Annotated in this window: 14 protein-coding genes; 4 read left to right on the top strand and 10 right to left on the bottom strand. The window is 64.4% G+C overall.

Annotation, left to right across the window (positions count from 1 at the left end):
- Window positions 1-6 precede the first annotated feature (6 nt).
- The 4 genes from dnaJ to AC1D0O_RS14255 all read right to left on the bottom strand — a co-directional run bounded on the left by dnaJ (window position 7) and on the right by AC1D0O_RS14255 (window position 4462).
- Window positions 7-1152 (bottom strand): molecular chaperone DnaJ, encoded by a 1146-nt coding sequence (gene dnaJ, locus AC1D0O_RS14270; protein WP_477654160.1) that lies wholly within the window; start codon window positions 1150-1152, stop codon window positions 7-9.
- Between the two features lie 188 nt (window positions 1153-1340).
- A complete protein-coding gene (gene dnaK / locus AC1D0O_RS14265) occupies window positions 1341-3284 on the bottom strand; it encodes a molecular chaperone DnaK (RefSeq protein WP_477654159.1) in 1944 nt (647 codons plus the stop codon).
- Between the two features lie 158 nt (window positions 3285-3442).
- A complete protein-coding gene (gene grpE / locus AC1D0O_RS14260; protein ID WP_477654158.1) occupies window positions 3443-4003 on the bottom strand; it encodes a nucleotide exchange factor GrpE in 561 nt (186 codons plus the stop codon).
- A 123-nt stretch (window positions 4004-4126) separates the two neighbouring features.
- Window positions 4127-4462, bottom strand: coding sequence for a winged helix-turn-helix transcriptional regulator (locus AC1D0O_RS14255; protein WP_477654157.1), 336 nt, complete (start codon window positions 4460-4462; stop codon window positions 4127-4129).
- A gap of 131 nt (window positions 4463-4593) precedes the next feature.
- Here AC1D0O_RS14255 and AC1D0O_RS14250 point away from each other — a divergent pair, with 131 nt between their 5' ends.
- Window positions 4594-5169, top strand: coding sequence for a carboxymuconolactone decarboxylase family protein (locus AC1D0O_RS14250; RefSeq protein ID WP_477654156.1), 576 nt, complete (start codon window positions 4594-4596; stop codon window positions 5167-5169).
- Between the two features lie 9 nt (window positions 5170-5178).
- Here the strand turns inward: AC1D0O_RS14250 and AC1D0O_RS14245 are convergent, their stop codons facing one another.
- Window positions 5179-5880, bottom strand: a complete 702-nt coding sequence (locus tag AC1D0O_RS14245; RefSeq protein WP_477654155.1) for a GntR family transcriptional regulator — start codon at window positions 5878-5880, stop codon at window positions 5179-5181.
- Between the two features lie 151 nt (window positions 5881-6031).
- On the opposite strand from AC1D0O_RS14245, the gene AC1D0O_RS14240 reads away from it, so the two are divergent.
- The gene (locus AC1D0O_RS14240; protein WP_477654154.1) at window positions 6032-7042 is read left to right on the top strand and encodes a Bug family tripartite tricarboxylate transporter substrate binding protein; all 1011 of its coding nucleotides are present in this window, start codon (window positions 6032-6034) and stop codon (window positions 7040-7042) included.
- Window positions 7043-7123: 81 nt separating this feature from the next.
- On the opposite strand, the gene AC1D0O_RS14235 is transcribed toward AC1D0O_RS14240, so the two are convergent.
- From AC1D0O_RS14235 to AC1D0O_RS14215, 5 genes are all read right to left on the bottom strand, one after another.
- Window positions 7124-7438, bottom strand: coding sequence for a winged helix-turn-helix transcriptional regulator (locus AC1D0O_RS14235; RefSeq protein WP_436155132.1), 315 nt, complete (start codon window positions 7436-7438; stop codon window positions 7124-7126).
- A gap of 147 nt (window positions 7439-7585) precedes the next feature.
- Complete coding sequence (locus AC1D0O_RS14230) at window positions 7586-8647, bottom strand: Gfo/Idh/MocA family protein (protein WP_477654153.1); 1062 nt, start codon at window positions 8645-8647, stop codon at window positions 7586-7588.
- A gap of 133 nt (window positions 8648-8780) precedes the next feature.
- Window positions 8781-9770, bottom strand: a complete 990-nt coding sequence (locus AC1D0O_RS14225; RefSeq protein ID WP_477654152.1) for a sialic acid TRAP transporter substrate-binding protein SiaP — start codon at window positions 9768-9770, stop codon at window positions 8781-8783.
- Between the two features lie 166 nt (window positions 9771-9936).
- A complete protein-coding gene (gene gudD, locus AC1D0O_RS14220) occupies window positions 9937-11304 on the bottom strand; it encodes a glucarate dehydratase (protein ID WP_477654151.1) in 1368 nt (455 codons plus the stop codon).
- Between the two features lie 63 nt (window positions 11305-11367).
- Complete coding sequence (locus AC1D0O_RS14215; RefSeq protein ID WP_477654150.1) at window positions 11368-12141, bottom strand: FadR/GntR family transcriptional regulator; 774 nt, start codon at window positions 12139-12141, stop codon at window positions 11368-11370.
- Window positions 12142-12367: 226 nt separating this feature from the next.
- Here AC1D0O_RS14215 and AC1D0O_RS14210 point away from each other — a divergent pair, with 226 nt between their 5' ends.
- The gene (locus tag AC1D0O_RS14210) at window positions 12368-13177 is read left to right on the top strand and encodes an NAD-dependent epimerase/dehydratase family protein (RefSeq protein WP_436155126.1); all 810 of its coding nucleotides are present in this window, start codon (window positions 12368-12370) and stop codon (window positions 13175-13177) included.
- Between the two features lie 22 nt (window positions 13178-13199).
- Window positions 13200-14090: an SMP-30/gluconolactonase/LRE family protein gene (locus AC1D0O_RS14205; RefSeq protein ID WP_477654149.1), complete on the top strand. Its 891-nt coding sequence runs from the start codon at window positions 13200-13202 to the stop codon at window positions 14088-14090.
- Window positions 14091-14115: the final 25 nt, after the last annotated feature.

Below are 14115 nucleotides of genomic sequence, written 5' to 3'. Positions count from 1 at the left end.
GCAAGATCAGGCGCTGAAGAAGCTCTTCAGCTTGTCGGCCCAGCCTTCTTCGCTGGGCGAATGCTTGGCGCCGCCTTTTTTCAGCGACTCGTCAAGTTCCTTGAGCAGCTTGCGCTGGTGCTCGGTGAGCTTGACCGGCGTTTCCACCGTGATGTGGCAGTACAGGTCGCCGGGGTAGCTGGAGCGCACGCCCTTTATGCCCTTGCCGCGAAGGCGGAACTGCTTGGCGGCCTGCGTGCCTTCGGGGATGTCGATGGCGGCCTTGCCGGCGAGTGTCGGCACTTCGATCTCGCCACCCAGCGCCGCCGTAGTGAAGCTGATGGGCACGGCGCAGTGCAGGTCGTCGCCGTCACGCTCGAAGATGTCGTGCTTCTTCAGGCGGATCTCGATGTAGAGGTCGCCGGGAGGGCCGCCGTTGGTGCCGGGCTCGCCGTTGCCGGTGGAGCGTATGCGCATGCCGTCGTCGATGCCCGCGGGGATCTTGACTTCCAGCGTCTTGTTGTTCTTGGTCTTGCCCACGCCGTGGCAGGTCACGCAGGGTTCGGGAATCAGCTTGCCCGTGCCCTTGCACTGCGGGCAGGTCTGCTGCACGCTGAAAAAGCCCTGGCGCATCTGCACCACGCCGTGGCCGTGGCAGGTGGTGCAGGTCACCACCTTGGTGCCGGGCTTGGCGCCGCTGCCGTGGCAGGTGTTGCAGTCGTCCCAGCTCGGGATGCGGATCTGTGCCTCTTTGCCGTGGGCCGCTTCCTCGAGCGTGATCTCCATGGCGTAGCTGAGGTCGCCGCCGCGGTAGACCTGGCGGCCGCCGCGCTGCTGGCCGCCGCCGCGCTGGCCGCCGAACACGTCGCCGAAGATGTCGCCGAAGGCCTCGGCAAAACCGCCGAAGCCTTCAGCACCCGGACCGCCGCGCATGTTGGGGTCCACGCCCGCGTGGCCGTACTGGTCGTAGGCGGCGCGCTTGTTCTCGTCGGAGAGCATCTCGTAGGCCTCTTTGGCCTCCTTGAATTTTTCCTCGGCGACCTTGGACGCATCCCCCTGGTTGCGGTCGGGGTGGTGCTTCATCGCGAGCTTGCGATACGCTTTTTTGATGTCCTCGTCGCTGGCGTTCTTGGGGACGCCCAGTGTGTCGTAATAGTCTTTTTTTGTTGCCATGGCAGCTCAGGGTCTTCGTCGTTGATCGGGTCGGCGTCAGCCGGCAGGCGCTTGCATTGGCGGTATAGGCAGATGTACAAAAGCGGAAAGCCGGGATCGCTCCCGGTTTCCGCCTTGTGCACCTGATTGTGCCGTCTGCGTGTGCATGCAGTTATCGCGCCAATGCAGGGCTTGTCGCCAACAGGTCCTTAACCCTTCTTGACTTCCTTGACCTCAGCGTCCACGACATTGTCGTCTGCCGGCTTGGCCTCGGCCTGTGCGGCACCCGCGGCGCCCGCGTCACCGCCGGCTGCCGCCTGCGAAGCCTGCATGTCGGCGTACATCTTTTCGCCGAGCTTCTGGCTGGCTTCCATCAGGGCCGTGTTCTTGGCGTCGATGGCGGCCTTGTCGTCGCCCTTGAGCGCTTCTTCCATGTCCTTGATGGCGGTCTCGATCTTTTCCTTCTCGCCGGCTTCGAGCTTGTCGCCGTATTCGCCCAGCGATTTCTTCACGCTGTGCACCATGGCTTCGGCGTTGTTCTTGGCGGTCACGAACTCGACCTTCTTCTTGTCTTCTTCGGCGTTCAACTCGGCGTCTTTCACCATCTGCTGGATTTCAGCTTCGGACAGGCCCGAGTTGGCCTTGATGGTGATCTTGTTTTCCTTGCCGGTGCCCTTGTCCTTGGCGCCCACGTGCAGGATGCCGTTGGCGTCGATGTCGAAGGACACTTCAATCTGCGGCGTACCGCGCGATGCCGGCGGAATGCCCTCGAGGTTGAACTCGCCCAGCGCCTTGTTGCCCGAGGCGATTTCACGTTCGCCCTGGAACACCTTGATGGTCACGGCCGGCTGGTTGTCTTCGGCGGTCGAGAAGGTCTGCGCGAACTTGGTCGGGATGGTCGTGTTCTTCTTGATCATCTTGGTCATCACGCCGCCCATGGTTTCGATGCCCAGGGACAGCGGGGTGACGTCGAGCAGCAGCACGTCGGTGCGGTCGCCGGACAGGACCTGGCCCTGGATGGCGGCGCCCACGGCGACGGCCTCGTCGGGGTTCACGTCCTTGCGCGGTTCCTTGCCGAACAGTTCCTTGACCTTTTCCTGCACCTTGGGCATGCGGGTCTGGCCGCCGACCAGGATCACGTCATGGATGTCGGCCGCGCTGACGCCGGCGTCCTTCATGGCCATGCGGCAGGGGGCCATGGTGCGCTCGATCAGTTCGTCGACCAGGCTTTCGAGCTTGGCGCGGGTCAGCTTGACCAGCAGGTGCTTGGGGCCGGTCGCGGGGTCGTGCGCGATGTAGGGAATGTTGACTTCGGTCTGCGGGCTGTTGGACAGCTCGATCTTGGCCTTCTCGGCGGAGTCTTTCAGGCGCTGCAGGGCGACCACGTCCTTGGACAGGTCGATGCCGCTGTCTTTCTTGAACTCGGCCACGATGTAGTCGATGACGCGCTGGTCGAAGTCTTCGCCGCCCAGGAAGGTGTCGCCGTTGGTGGACAGCACTTCAAACTGCTTTTCGCCGTCGACGTCGGCGATCTCGATGATGGAGATGTCGAAGGTGCCACCACCCAGGTCATACACGGCGATCTTGCGGTCGCCTTTTTCCTGCTTGTCCAGGCCGAAGGCCAAGGCTGCTGCGGTGGGCTCGTTGATGATGCGCTTGACTTCGAGGCCGGCGATGCGGCCGGCGTCCTTGGTGGCCTGGCGCTGCGCGTCGTTGAAGTAGGCGGGCACGGTGATCACGGCGTCGGTGACGGGTTCGCCGAGGTAGTCTTCGGCCGTCTTCTTCATCTTGCGCAGGATGTCGGCGCTGACCTGCTGGGCCGAGATCTTCTTGCCGCGCACTTCAACCCAGGCGTCGCCGTTGTCGGCTGCCACGATGGCGTAGGGCATCAGCGCGATGTCCTTCTGGACTTCTTTTTCGCTGAACTTGCGGCCGATCAGGCGCTTGACGGCGTAGAGCGTGTTCTTGGGGTTGGTCACGGCCTGGCGCTTGGCGGACGCGCCGACCAGCACTTCGCCGTCTTCCTGGTAGGCGACGATGGAAGGGGTGGTGCGCACGCCTTCCGAGTTCTCGATGACGCGGGGCGTGTTGCCCTCCATGATGGACACGCAGCTGTTGGTGGTGCCCAGGTCAATGCCGATGATTCTTCCCATGATGATTTACTCCTGCTTTTTTGATTCGTGAAAGATTGAAAGTGGGGTGGCCGGGGTTTCAGGCCCCTGGCCGCTGTGAACGACTATGTTGATAACTTGTGGGTAAGTTGGTGGGCTTCAAGGGCCTCAACATGGTTTTGCATTCAGTTTGTTGTGGATTATTTGGGGGCTGCCACCGTCACCAGGGCGGGGCGCAGCACGCGCTCGGCGATCAGGTAGCCTTTTTGCAGCACGCTGACCACGGTGTTGGCTTCCTGGTCGGCCGGTACCATGCTGATGGCCTGGTGCTGGGCGGGATCGAATTTGGTGCCGGCGGCGGGGTCGATTGCCACGACCCGGTTGCGCTCGAGCGCGCTTTTGAGCTGCTTGAGCGTGGCTTCGGCGCCTTCACGGATCTGCTCGGGCGAGGCTTCCTTGATGGCCAGGCCGGCTTCCAGGCTGTCGGCCACGGGCAGCAGGCTTTCGGCGAAGCTTTCGAGCGCGAACTTGCGGGCCTTGGCGACGTCTTCGTCGGCGCGGCGGCGGGCGTTTTCGGTCTCGGCCTTGGCGCGCAGGTAGCTGTCGGACAGCTCGGTGTTTTTGGCCTGCAGGGTGGCGACTTCGGCCTGCGCCACGGTCAGCGCGTCAAATTCGTTGGCGGCTTGCGCCGCTTCGAGTTCCTCGGGGCTGGGTTCGCCGCTAAGGGGTTGATTTTGTTCGGGTTGTTTGTTTTCAGACATGCGAAGCAACAGGGTTGGTGTTGGTAAGGTTCCCAACTGGGGATGGCAAAGCCCTTTTCAAGACAAGGGCTTCGGTTTGGATTACGAAATTTTTGGCAGCGCGGAGTACGGCGGCCGGATTGCTTATGCGTCCTGGGCGGCCCATTCTTCTGCCCACTGGTGGAGCGGTTTGAGCTTGTGCAGCAATCCGCTGCCCGTGGCGGTGAGGACGTAGCCGCCGCTTGCGAGTTCGACAAGCCGCGCCTCGCGCAACTCCTTGAGCCGGTCGTTCATGACCGAAGGTGACATGTTTCCGGCATTTGCTGCCAATTGCCGGAAGCTTTGCGCCTGCCCATCACGCAGTTCCCACAGCAGGCGCAGCGTGCCGCGCCGGCCCAGCAGGTCCAGCAGAGCCATCACGGGCCGGCCCGTGGCGGAGCCGCGAACCGGTTTGCCGGGAAGGGGGAGCGTGGACGTCATGCCCCGGATTGTAGGGGCTGCGCCTGTCGTGTCGGCGACGATTGCTACGGAATGCGTAGCGATATAGTTATCAATCGCTACGAAATCCGTAGCGATTGGAGTCCCTCAATCCATCCGAAAGCTTTGACACCATGACAAACACCGTGGCACCTCTTCCCCGCATCGCGCCGCTGCAGCCGCCTTACACCCCCGAGCAGGATGCGCTCCTCAAGAAAATCACGCCGCCCGCCGCACCGAATGTGCTGGCGCTTTTCCGGGTGCTCGCCGTCAACCCCAGGCTGCTGGAGCGCATGCCCTCCTGGGGCGGCTACCTGCTCGGCGCCAGCGCCAGCCTGTCCCTGCGCGACCGCGAGGTGGTGATCAACCGCGTCTGCGCGCGCTGCGGGGCGGAGTATGAATGGGGCGTGCACGTCACCGCCTTCGGCCGGGCTGCGGGTTTCAGCGACGCCGACAATGCTGCGATTGCCGACCCGGCCTCGGGCGGGCAGGGCCTGGCGCAGCGCGACGGCCTGCTGTTGCGGCTGGTCGATGAGCTGCACGACAGCAGCACGGTGAGCGACGCGCTGTGGCAGGAGCTGGCCGAGTTCTGGTCGGCGCCGCAACTGATTGAGCTGCTGATGCTGGCCGGCTGGTACCACGCGATCAGCTATGTATGCAATGCGGCCCGAGTGCCGCTGGAGCCCTGGGCGGCGCGCTGGCCGCGTTGATCAAAAAGCTCAGGCCGCAGGAAGTTTCTGCATGCGCGCCATCAGCTCGCGCTTGTTGTCGCGGCTGCGGTGGGCGTGCTCGCGCATCAGCGCTTCGGCGCGTGCGCCTTCGCCGGCCAGCAGCGCGGCCAGCACGTCTTCATGGTCGCTTTGGGCGCGCTGGATATAGCCGAACTCCAGCAATGGCAAGGCGCCATTCAGGCTCAGCGCGCCGGCGCCGGCCATCGGGGTCTTGCTGACATGCGCCAGCGCCGAGGCCAGCGTGCTGTTGCCGGCGGCCTCCACCAGCGCGGCGTGAAAGCGCGCGTTCATGGGCACCCAGCGGGCCGCGTCGATCACGTGGCCCGCGGCTGCGGCCTTCTTCAGCAGCAAGCGGCCTTCATCAATGCAGGCCTGCAGTTCGGCCCGGGTGTCGGGGCTGAGGCCGCGCTCGGCCGTCTGCCGTGCCGCCATGCCTTCGAGCACGCCGCGCACGTCGACCGCATTGGCGATCTCGTCCACGCTGAACTGGCGCACGCGAAAGCCCCGCGTCGGCAGGCGTTCCAGCAGGCCTTCCTTTTCAAGCTCGCCAAGCGCGATGCGTATGGGTGTGCGCGACACGGCCAATTGGGCCGAAAGCTCCAGCTCCACCATGCGCTCGCCGGGCGCCGCCTGGCCGCTGAGGATTCGTCGCCTTAATTCATTTGTGGTGTAGTCGATCTGTGAGGACATGCGGTAGATGTAAAGTTGATTGATTATTGCATGCAATATTTTGGTTAATAAGGGTTAACTAGAGGATTGTTGGTGCTATTGCGTGCAATAAAATAAGATCACTAAGAATTTTAAATGCCATCGAGCATGCCCCCTTCCCCCAGGAGACACGATGAATTCGCCTTTTCCCCACCTGCGGCCGGTTGCCGTAGCCCGCCGCATGTTGCTTGCCGCGACGGCTGCTTTAGCCCTGATCGCGCCCACCGTCCACGGCCAGCCAACCGCGGCCTATCCCAACAAGCCCATCAAGCTGATCGTGCCCTTTCCAGCCGGCGGCGGCGGTGACACGCTGGCTCGCCTGGTCATGCTGCGCGCGGCCAAAGAGTTGGGCCAGCCCATCGTGGTCGAAAACCTGGGCGGCGCCGGCGGCAATGTCGGCAGCGCGGCCGCGGCCAGGTCACCGGCCGACGGCTACACCGTGCTCTACGGCACCAACGGCACGCATGCCATCAACCATGCGATCTACAAGTCGCCGGGTTTCAGCGTGCGCGACTTCGAGCCGGTGAGCCAGCTCACGCGCATCGCGGCCATGGTGGTGGTGCGGCCCACGCTGCAGGTCAACTCCATGGCCGAGCTCACCAAACTGCTCAAGGCCAATCCGGGCAAGTACACCTTCGGCTCGGCCGGCAACGGCACGACCTCGCACCTGGCCGGGGAGATCTACAAATCGCGCGCCGGCCTGGCGGTGGTGCACATTCCGTATCGCGGCGGCGCGCAGGCCATGACCGACCTGATGGGCGGGCAGATCGACATGATGATCGAGGTGATGCCCAATGCCGCGCCGCAGGCCAAGGGCGGCCGCGTCAAGCCGCTGGCGGTGACGACGGCCACACGGGTCGCGGGCTGGCCCGACTTGCCCACCATCGCGGAGTCCGGCCTGGCCGGATTCGACGTCAGCGCATGGGACGCGATTTTTGTGCCGGCCGGAACACCGCGCCCCATCGTCAATCGTTTGAACGAGGCGATCCACAAGGCGCTGGCTGATCCCGAGTTGCGCGCACAGCTGCAGTCGCGTGGCGCCGAAGTCGCGCCCGGCACGCCGGAAGAACTCGCCAAACACATCGCGAGCAACATGACGCTGTGGGGTGATGCGGTGAAACGTTCGGGCGCCGCGGTGGATTAGGGCGCCTGGTCGGGTCATAAAAAAAGCGACCTGAGTAGTCGCTTCTTTTTTGCCTGGCCGGTGAGTCGGCCAATCCGCTTTTCAGGGCTTGGGTTTTTTCGTCTGGCTGATCACCCATTTGCCGGCGAAGGCCTGCAGGTCGTTCAGGCGCTTGAGCAGGTCGGCGCCCAATGTGGTGACGATGTAGCCGTCGCTGCCATGGCCGATCAGGCCGGCGGCGCGCAATTCCTTGATGCGGGTGTTGAGGGTGTTGGGCGTGATGTTGCCGACGCTGTCTTGCAAGAGGCGAAAGGTCTGGGGGTGGCCGTCCTTCAGAGCCCACAGCACGCGCAATGCATAGCGTGCTTCCAGCAGTTCAAGTAGTTGACCTACCGCTGCATTTTCTTTGGCACTCATCAGCTCGTCTCCTCGGTCACGATTCGGTCACAGGTGTTTATTAAGCAAAAAGCTCTATCGGCGGGAACCAAATATAACGCAATTTCCTGGCTGCTACGAGTTTTATAGCTGAACATGCCCGCCACGTCTGGACGAGGGACTATCGCCTTACATCACGGGAAGCAGGGCCGCCGGATGCAGGGGCACCGTGCCGCCCGACTGTGACGATGCCATGACGGCTTCTATGAGTTGCTGCACGCCCAGCGCCGAGCGCCCTGTGACAGCGGGCGCCGTGCCGGTTTTTACCGCGCGTATGAAATCCTGCAGCACGGCTCTATGCGCCGCGTGGTCGAAAGCCATCGGGTCGGCGCCGCCGCCCGAGGCTTGGCGCGCACCGGAACTCACGGTGCGGCCGTCCTGGAAAGCCGCCCGCATCTCGCCGCCTTCCAGTGTCGCCGTGCCGCGCGTGAAATTGAGTTCTATGCGCTCTGGAAAGCCCGGGTAAGCCGCTGTCGTGGCCTGCACCACGGCCACCGCGCCGCTGTCATAGTGCAGCAGCGCGGCCGCGGTATCTTCGCCTTCCATGCGGTGCACGGTGCTGGTATTCGCGACGCCCGTCACGCGCACCGGCATGCCGATGAGGCTCAGCAACAGGTCCAGGGTGTGGATGGCCTGCGTGATCAGCACGCCGCCGCCATCCCGCGCCAGAGTGCCGCGCCCGGGCTCGTCGTAATAACTCTGCGGCCGCCACCAGCGCACAGCGGCGGTGGCGCTGACCAGCTGCCCCAGTTCGCCCGACACAATCAATCCGCGCAGCGCCACAGCCGCTTCGCGCAGGCGATGCTGCAGCATGACGGCCAGCGTGACGCCGGCTTGCTCGCAAGCCTCCACCAGCGCGTTGGCGCGGTTCAGGTCGATCTCCAGCGGCTTTTCGACCAGCACGTGTTTGCCCGCGCGCGCAACGCGCTGCACGATGTCCAGGTGGGTGTTGGGCGGTGTCAGCACCAGCACGGCCTGGATGCCAGCATCTTCGAGGATGTCCTCGAGGCGCGTGGTCTTTTTTGCACCGGCCGGCGTGTTCACACCCGCCAGCCGTTCGGCGCTGCGGCCGTAGATGTACACAAGCTCGGCTTCGCCGGCCAGGTCCCGCAAGCTGTTGAAATGGGGAGCGGACCCGAGGCCCGCCCCTATGGCGGCGATGCGCAGCCGTTGGGGATGAAGTGAGGACATGTCTTGTTCGAGAGGGTGGGTGCCGGCCGCAAGTGGGCGGCCGCTGGTTTCTGAACGCGATGCGGAAATAAAGGCGAATGGATAGGGGGAGGGCAGGGCAGCCTGCGCAGCCCTCCCGCTTGTTCGCGGGCTTTTACTTGATGGCCTGGATGCGCTCGTACAGGCTCTTGGGCCAGGGTGCATCGGCGGCGGTCAGCGAAGGCAGCACGGCTGCGGCGAAGGGCGCGCGGTCGACCTTGTTGACGGTCTTGCCCTTTTTCTCGAACTCGGCGACCAGGCGGTTTTCCGCGTCGACGATGTCCTGGCTGGCGCGGCTGGAGGCTTCCCACAGCACCTGGTCGAAGATTTTCTTGTCGGCGTCGCTGAGCTTGGACCAGACCGAGCCCGACACGGCGGTGACCAGCGATTCGGTGATGTGGCCCGTCAGCGTGATGTACTTCTGCACTTCGTAGAACTTCTTGGCCTCGATGGTGGGCAGCGGATTTTCCTGCGCGTCGACCGTGCCGTTCTGCAACGCCAGGTAGACCTCGGCAAACGCGATGGGCGTCGGGTTGGCGCCGACCGCCTTGGGGAACATCACGAACAGCGGCGCATCGGGCACGCGCAGCTTGAGCCCCTTCATGTCCTCGGGCTTGAAGATGGCCTTGTTCGAGGTCATGTGGCGCAGGCCGTAATAGGTGTAGCCCGCGATGTGCTGGCCGCCGGTCTTGCTCGCATAGCCTTGCGCCAGTTCCTGGAAGATGGGGCCGTTGCGGAAGGCCTGGAAGTGGTTGTAGTCGCGGAACACAAAAGGCGCGGCGGCGATGGACAGCGGCGGATAGGCGCGGCCGGCAAAGGCGGCGCCGGTGTAGATGATGTCCACGGTGCCCAGGGTCAGGCCCTGGTTGATTTCGGTTTCCTTGCCCAGCGACGAGGCCGGGAAGACTTCGACGATGTAGCGGCCGTTGGTCTTCTTCTTGATTTCGTCGGCGGCCCAGACGGCCTGCTTGTGAAAGGACTCCGACGTCTCGTAGACGTGCGCCCATTTGAGTTTGGTTTGCGCGGCGGCGCCGCCCGCGCCCAGCGTGCCGGCCAGCGCCAGGAGCGTTGCGCCCGCAAGGCTGCAAAGGGTTCTGCGTTTCATGTCTTGTCTCCGGGTGTTTGTATTGGTGGTGAACGGGTATCGCTGGTGAAAAAAGCGCCGGGGTATACCGCCCCTCGGCGCTTGCTGGGCCGCTGACACGCCCCATGACAAAAAACAAAAAACAAGAAGCCTCCGGGAGCCTCTAAATCCCGGGGAGCTGCCGGCTTTACCGGACCATGCAGGGCATCTTGTTGTTGAAGGTCCAGCCGGGGATCAGGTACTGCATGGCCACGGCATCGTCGCGCGCGCCCAGGCCGTGCTTGAGGTAGAGCTGGTGGGCTTTTTCCACCTCGGCCATGTCCAGTTCCACGCCCAGGCCGGGCTGCTTGGGAACGGCGACTTCGCCGCCTACGATTTGCAGCGGCGCCTTGGTCAGGCGCTGGCCGTCCTGCCAGATCCAGTGCGTGTCGATCGCGGTGACCTTGCCCGGCGCGGCGGCGGCCACGTGCGTGAACATGGCCAGGGAAATGTCGAAGTGGTTGTTGGAATGCGAACCCCAGGTGAGGCCCCAGGTCTGGCAGATCTGTGCCACGCGCACCGAGCCCTGCATGGTCCAGAAGTGCGGGTCGGCCAGCGGGATGTCCACCGACTGCAGGTGGATGGTGTGCGACAGCTCGCGCCAGTCGGTGGCGATCATGTTGGTGGCGGTCGGCAGGCCCGTGGCGCGGCGGAACTCCGCCATCACCTCGCGGCCCGAGAACACGCCTTCAGCGCCGCAGGGGTCTTCGGCGTAAGCCAGCACGTCGCCGCGGCCCTGGCAGATGCGGATGGCGTCCTTGAGCAGCCAGCCGCCGTTCGGGTCCAGCGTGATGCGCGCGTCGGGAAAGCGCTCAGCCAGCGCGGTGATGGCTTCCATCTCTTCTTCGCCGCGCAGCACACCGCCCTTGAGCTTGAAGTCCTTGAAGCCGTAGCGCTTGTAGGCCGCTTCGGCCAGCGCGACGATGCCGTCGGCGTCCATCGCCGCCTCGTGGCGCAGGCGCAGCCAGTCGTCTTTCTCGTCGGGCGCCGACGCATAGGCCAGGCCGGTCTGCTTGCGGTCGGCGACATAAAACAGGTAACCCAGCATGGCCACCGAATCGCGCTGCTGGCCGTCACCCAGCAAGGCTGCGACGGGCACGCCGAGGAACTGGCCCAGCAGGTCGAGCAGGGCGCTTTCCACGGCAGTCACGGCGTGGATCGCCACGCGCAGGTCAAAGGTCTGGTTGCCGCGGCCGCCGCTGTCGCGGTCGGCAAAGTTGGTCCGCAAGGTGTTGAGGATCTGGTTCCACGCGCCTATCGACTGGCCTTCGATGAGGGGGGCTGCATCTTGCAGGGTGTTGCGGATCTTCTCGCCGCCCGGCACCTCGCCCACGCCCGTGCGGCCGGAGCTGTCGGTCAGGATCAGGATGTTGCGGGTGAAGAAGGGGCCGTGCGCGCCGCTCAGGTTCAGCAGCATGCTGTCCTGGCCGGCCACGGGAATCACCTGAACGCGGGTGATGCGGGGCGTTTGCGAAGCGGCGGGTGGGGAGACAGGGGTGGCTTGGGAGGCTGGCATACCGGCGTGTTGTAGAGGGTTGATAAAGTCGATTTATCAGTTATCGTACAACTCGCCGATTCTTTATGCAACCAGGTTTGTACCCAGGGGATGGGCCAGCGGTGCTTCCGCGGGCTCCCCGGGCGGCTGCATGGTGTGCACATTGCTGCCGCGGCGCAGCCGTTCGCGGCTGTTGGACAGGTGGGTGCGCATGGCGGCGCGCGCGGCCTCGGCGTCCTGGTTGCGGATGGCGTTGTAAATGCTCTCGTGTTCGCTGTTGACCCGCTGCAGGTAGTTGAAGCGTCCCTCGGGCGCGGAGTGCGCCGTGTTCACGCGGGTGCGCGGGATGATCATGGTGCCCAGGTAGGTCATCAGGTCGGCGAAGTGGCGGTTGCCGGTGGAGCGGGCCACTTCCATGTGGAACTGGAAGTCCGGCGGCACCGCGTCCGAGTCGAGGCTGATGGAGTCGTGAAAGGCGCGCAGGGCGTTTTCCATGGCGATGAGATTTTCAGGTGTCCGCCTCTGGGCGGCCAGGCCCGCAGCCTCGGTTTCCAGGCTGATGCGAAGCTCCAGCACCGAGATCACGTCGGCCACGGTGGCGAAGTCCTCGGCCGTGATCTTGAAGTTGCCGGCGCTCTGCGGCTGCAGCACAAAAGTGCCTATGCCGTGCCGGGTTTCGACCAGGCCCGAGGCCTGCAGCTTGGACAGCGACTCGCGCACCACGGTGCGGCTGACGTCGAAGCGGGCCATGATTTCGGCCTCGGTGGGCAGTTTTTCGCCCGGCTGCAGGCGGCCTTCGCGGATGCTGGTAGCCAGGCTTTCGACGATTTCACCCACCAGCCCGCGGGGCCGGCGCATGCGCGGCAGCTCCTCGTGAAAGGCAGGCGTAAGGCCTGCTTCCGGGCGACTAGGGGTTTTCCTTGGGTCCATTAAAAAACCATTGACAAGCTGGGGGGCGAAACCGAGAATTCCAAGTCATCAGACAACCTATGACTGATGCATTTGTAGGTTGACTTTAACAAACTCCAAAAAAAAGTCCAGTGTTTGTCAGTGTTTATGACGACACCGGGCCCAGACGTAAAAAATGACCATCAAAGTTCATGAAAAACTGTTGCTGACCGGCGCTGCCGGCGGTTTGGGCAAGGCCTTGCGTGAGCGCCTGAAGGCTAATTGCTCGGTGCTCCGCTTGTCCGACGTGCAGGCTTTCGGCGCCGCCGCGGCCGGCGAGGAGGTCGTCCTGGCCGACCTGGCCGACTCCGCCGCGGTGCACACCATGGTCCAGGGCGTGGACGCCATCGTCCACCTGGGCGGTGTCTCGGTGGAGGGGCCTTTCGGCCCCATCCTGCAGGCCAACATCCTGGGCGCCTATAACCTGTATGAAGCGGCGCGCAAGAACGGCGTCAAGCGCATCGTCTTCGCCAGTTCCAACCACGTCACCGGTTTTTACCGCCAGGACCAGACCATCAACGCCGACCACCCGCCGCGCCCCGACGGCCTGTACGGCCTGAGCAAGGCCTTCGGCGAAGACCTCTCGCGCCTTTATTTCGATCGCTACGGCATTGAAACCGCCTGCGTGCGCATAGGCTCCTCCTTCGCCGAGCCCAAGGACCGCCGCATGCTGGCCACCTGGCTGAGCTTTGACGACCTGCACCGCCTGATCACCGCCTGCCTGACGACGCCGGTGCTGGGCCACAGCATCGTCTTCGGCATGTCCGACAACGCCGTGACCTGGTGGGACAACAGCCGCGCGCGCCACATCGGCTACGTGCCCAAAGACAGCTCCGACATCTTCCGCGAGGCGGTCTATGCCCGCACGCCCGCGCCCGACCTGAAGGACCCGGTGGCCCAGTACCAGGGCGGCGGTTTTGTCGTGGCCGGCCCCTTCGGCGACTGAGCATTTCTATATCTCTATATATATGAGTGAAGCTCAAGCCGAACTGGTCCTGGATGCGCGCAACGGCGTGGGCGAAAGCCCCGTCTGGGACGCGGCTGAACAGGCGCTTTATTGGGTCGACATTCCCGCGCGCCGGCTGTGCCGCTGGAGCGTGGCCGACGCCGCGCTGACCGAATGGCTGGCGCCTGAAATGCTGGCCTGCATAGGCCGCCTGGGTGCGAAGGACTGGATCGCCGGCGCCGAGAGCGGCGTGTTCCGCATCAGCCCGAAGGCCGGCGGTGAGCTTGGCTTTGACCGGCTCGCCAGCGTGACCCATGCCCAGGCCGGCATGCGCTTTAACGACGGCCGCTGCGACCGGCAGGGGCGTTTCCTGGCCGGCACCATGCAGATGAACATGGCAGCCGGCGCGCGCGTCGGCAGTATCTACAGCTACCAGGGCAGCGGCCTCAAACTGCTGCTCGAGGGTTTCATCACCCCCAACGGCATGGCCTTCAGCCCGGACGGCCGCACCATGTACCTGTCGGACTCGCACCCTTCGGTGCAGTCAGTCTGGGCGTTTGATTACGACACCAAAACCGGCATCCCGTCGAACCGCCGCCTTTTCATCGACATGAACCCGCTGCCCGGCCGGCCCGACGGCGCGGCTGTCGACGCCGACGGCTGCTACTGGATCTGCGGCAACGACGCCGGCCTGGTTCACCGCTTCACGCCCGCCGGCAAGCTGGACCGCTCGCTGGCCGTGCCCGTGAAGAAGCCCGCCATGTGCGCCTTCGGCGGCGCCGGGCTTGACACCCTGTTCGTGACATCGATACGCCCTGAAGGTGTCGATCTATCTGACCAGCCGCTGGCCGGCGGTGTGTTCGCGTTGCGCCCCGGCGTTCGCGGGCTGCCCGAAACCGCGTGCCTGTATTAAAAGTTCCCGCTACCCCTTTCCCGCT

The organism is Polaromonas sp. P1_F2 (genome assembly GCF_056405735.1).
Note: the sequence above shows the minus strand (reverse complement) of the source record. Positions and strands in the feature narration are given on the sequence as shown.

Excerpts from the sequence above, each read along its gene's own strand:
- dnaJ (WP_477654160.1), bottom strand. The coding sequence starts at position 1,152 with ATGGCAACAAAAAAAGACTATTACGACACACTGGGCGTCCCCAAGAAC.
- dnaK (WP_477654159.1), bottom strand. The coding sequence starts at position 3,284 with ATGGGAAGAATCATCGGCATTGACCTGGGCACCACCAACAGCTGCGTG.
- grpE (WP_477654158.1), bottom strand. The coding sequence starts at position 4,003 with ATGTCTGAAAACAAACAACCCGAACAAAATCAACCCCTTAGCGGCGAA.
- AC1D0O_RS14255 (WP_477654157.1), bottom strand. The coding sequence starts at position 4,462 with ATGACGTCCACGCTCCCCCTTCCCGGCAAACCGGTTCGCGGCTCCGCC.
- AC1D0O_RS14250 (WP_477654156.1), top strand. The coding sequence starts at position 4,594 with ATGACAAACACCGTGGCACCTCTTCCCCGCATCGCGCCGCTGCAGCCG.
- AC1D0O_RS14245 (WP_477654155.1), bottom strand. The coding sequence starts at position 5,880 with ATGTCCTCACAGATCGACTACACCACAAATGAATTAAGGCGACGAATC.
- AC1D0O_RS14240 (WP_477654154.1), top strand. The coding sequence starts at position 6,032 with ATGAATTCGCCTTTTCCCCACCTGCGGCCGGTTGCCGTAGCCCGCCGC.
- AC1D0O_RS14235 (WP_436155132.1), bottom strand. The coding sequence starts at position 7,438 with ATGAGTGCCAAAGAAAATGCAGCGGTAGGTCAACTACTTGAACTGCTG.
- AC1D0O_RS14230 (WP_477654153.1), bottom strand. The coding sequence starts at position 8,647 with ATGTCCTCACTTCATCCCCAACGGCTGCGCATCGCCGCCATAGGGGCG.
- AC1D0O_RS14225 (WP_477654152.1), bottom strand. The coding sequence starts at position 9,770 with ATGAAACGCAGAACCCTTTGCAGCCTTGCGGGCGCAACGCTCCTGGCG.
- gudD (WP_477654151.1), bottom strand. The coding sequence starts at position 11,304 with ATGCCAGCCTCCCAAGCCACCCCTGTCTCCCCACCCGCCGCTTCGCAA.
- AC1D0O_RS14215 (WP_477654150.1), bottom strand. The coding sequence starts at position 12,141 with ATGCGCCGGCCCCGCGGGCTGGTGGGTGAAATCGTCGAAAGCCTGGCT.
- AC1D0O_RS14210 (WP_436155126.1), top strand. The coding sequence starts at position 12,368 with ATGACCATCAAAGTTCATGAAAAACTGTTGCTGACCGGCGCTGCCGGC.
- AC1D0O_RS14205 (WP_477654149.1), top strand. The coding sequence starts at position 13,200 with ATGAGTGAAGCTCAAGCCGAACTGGTCCTGGATGCGCGCAACGGCGTG.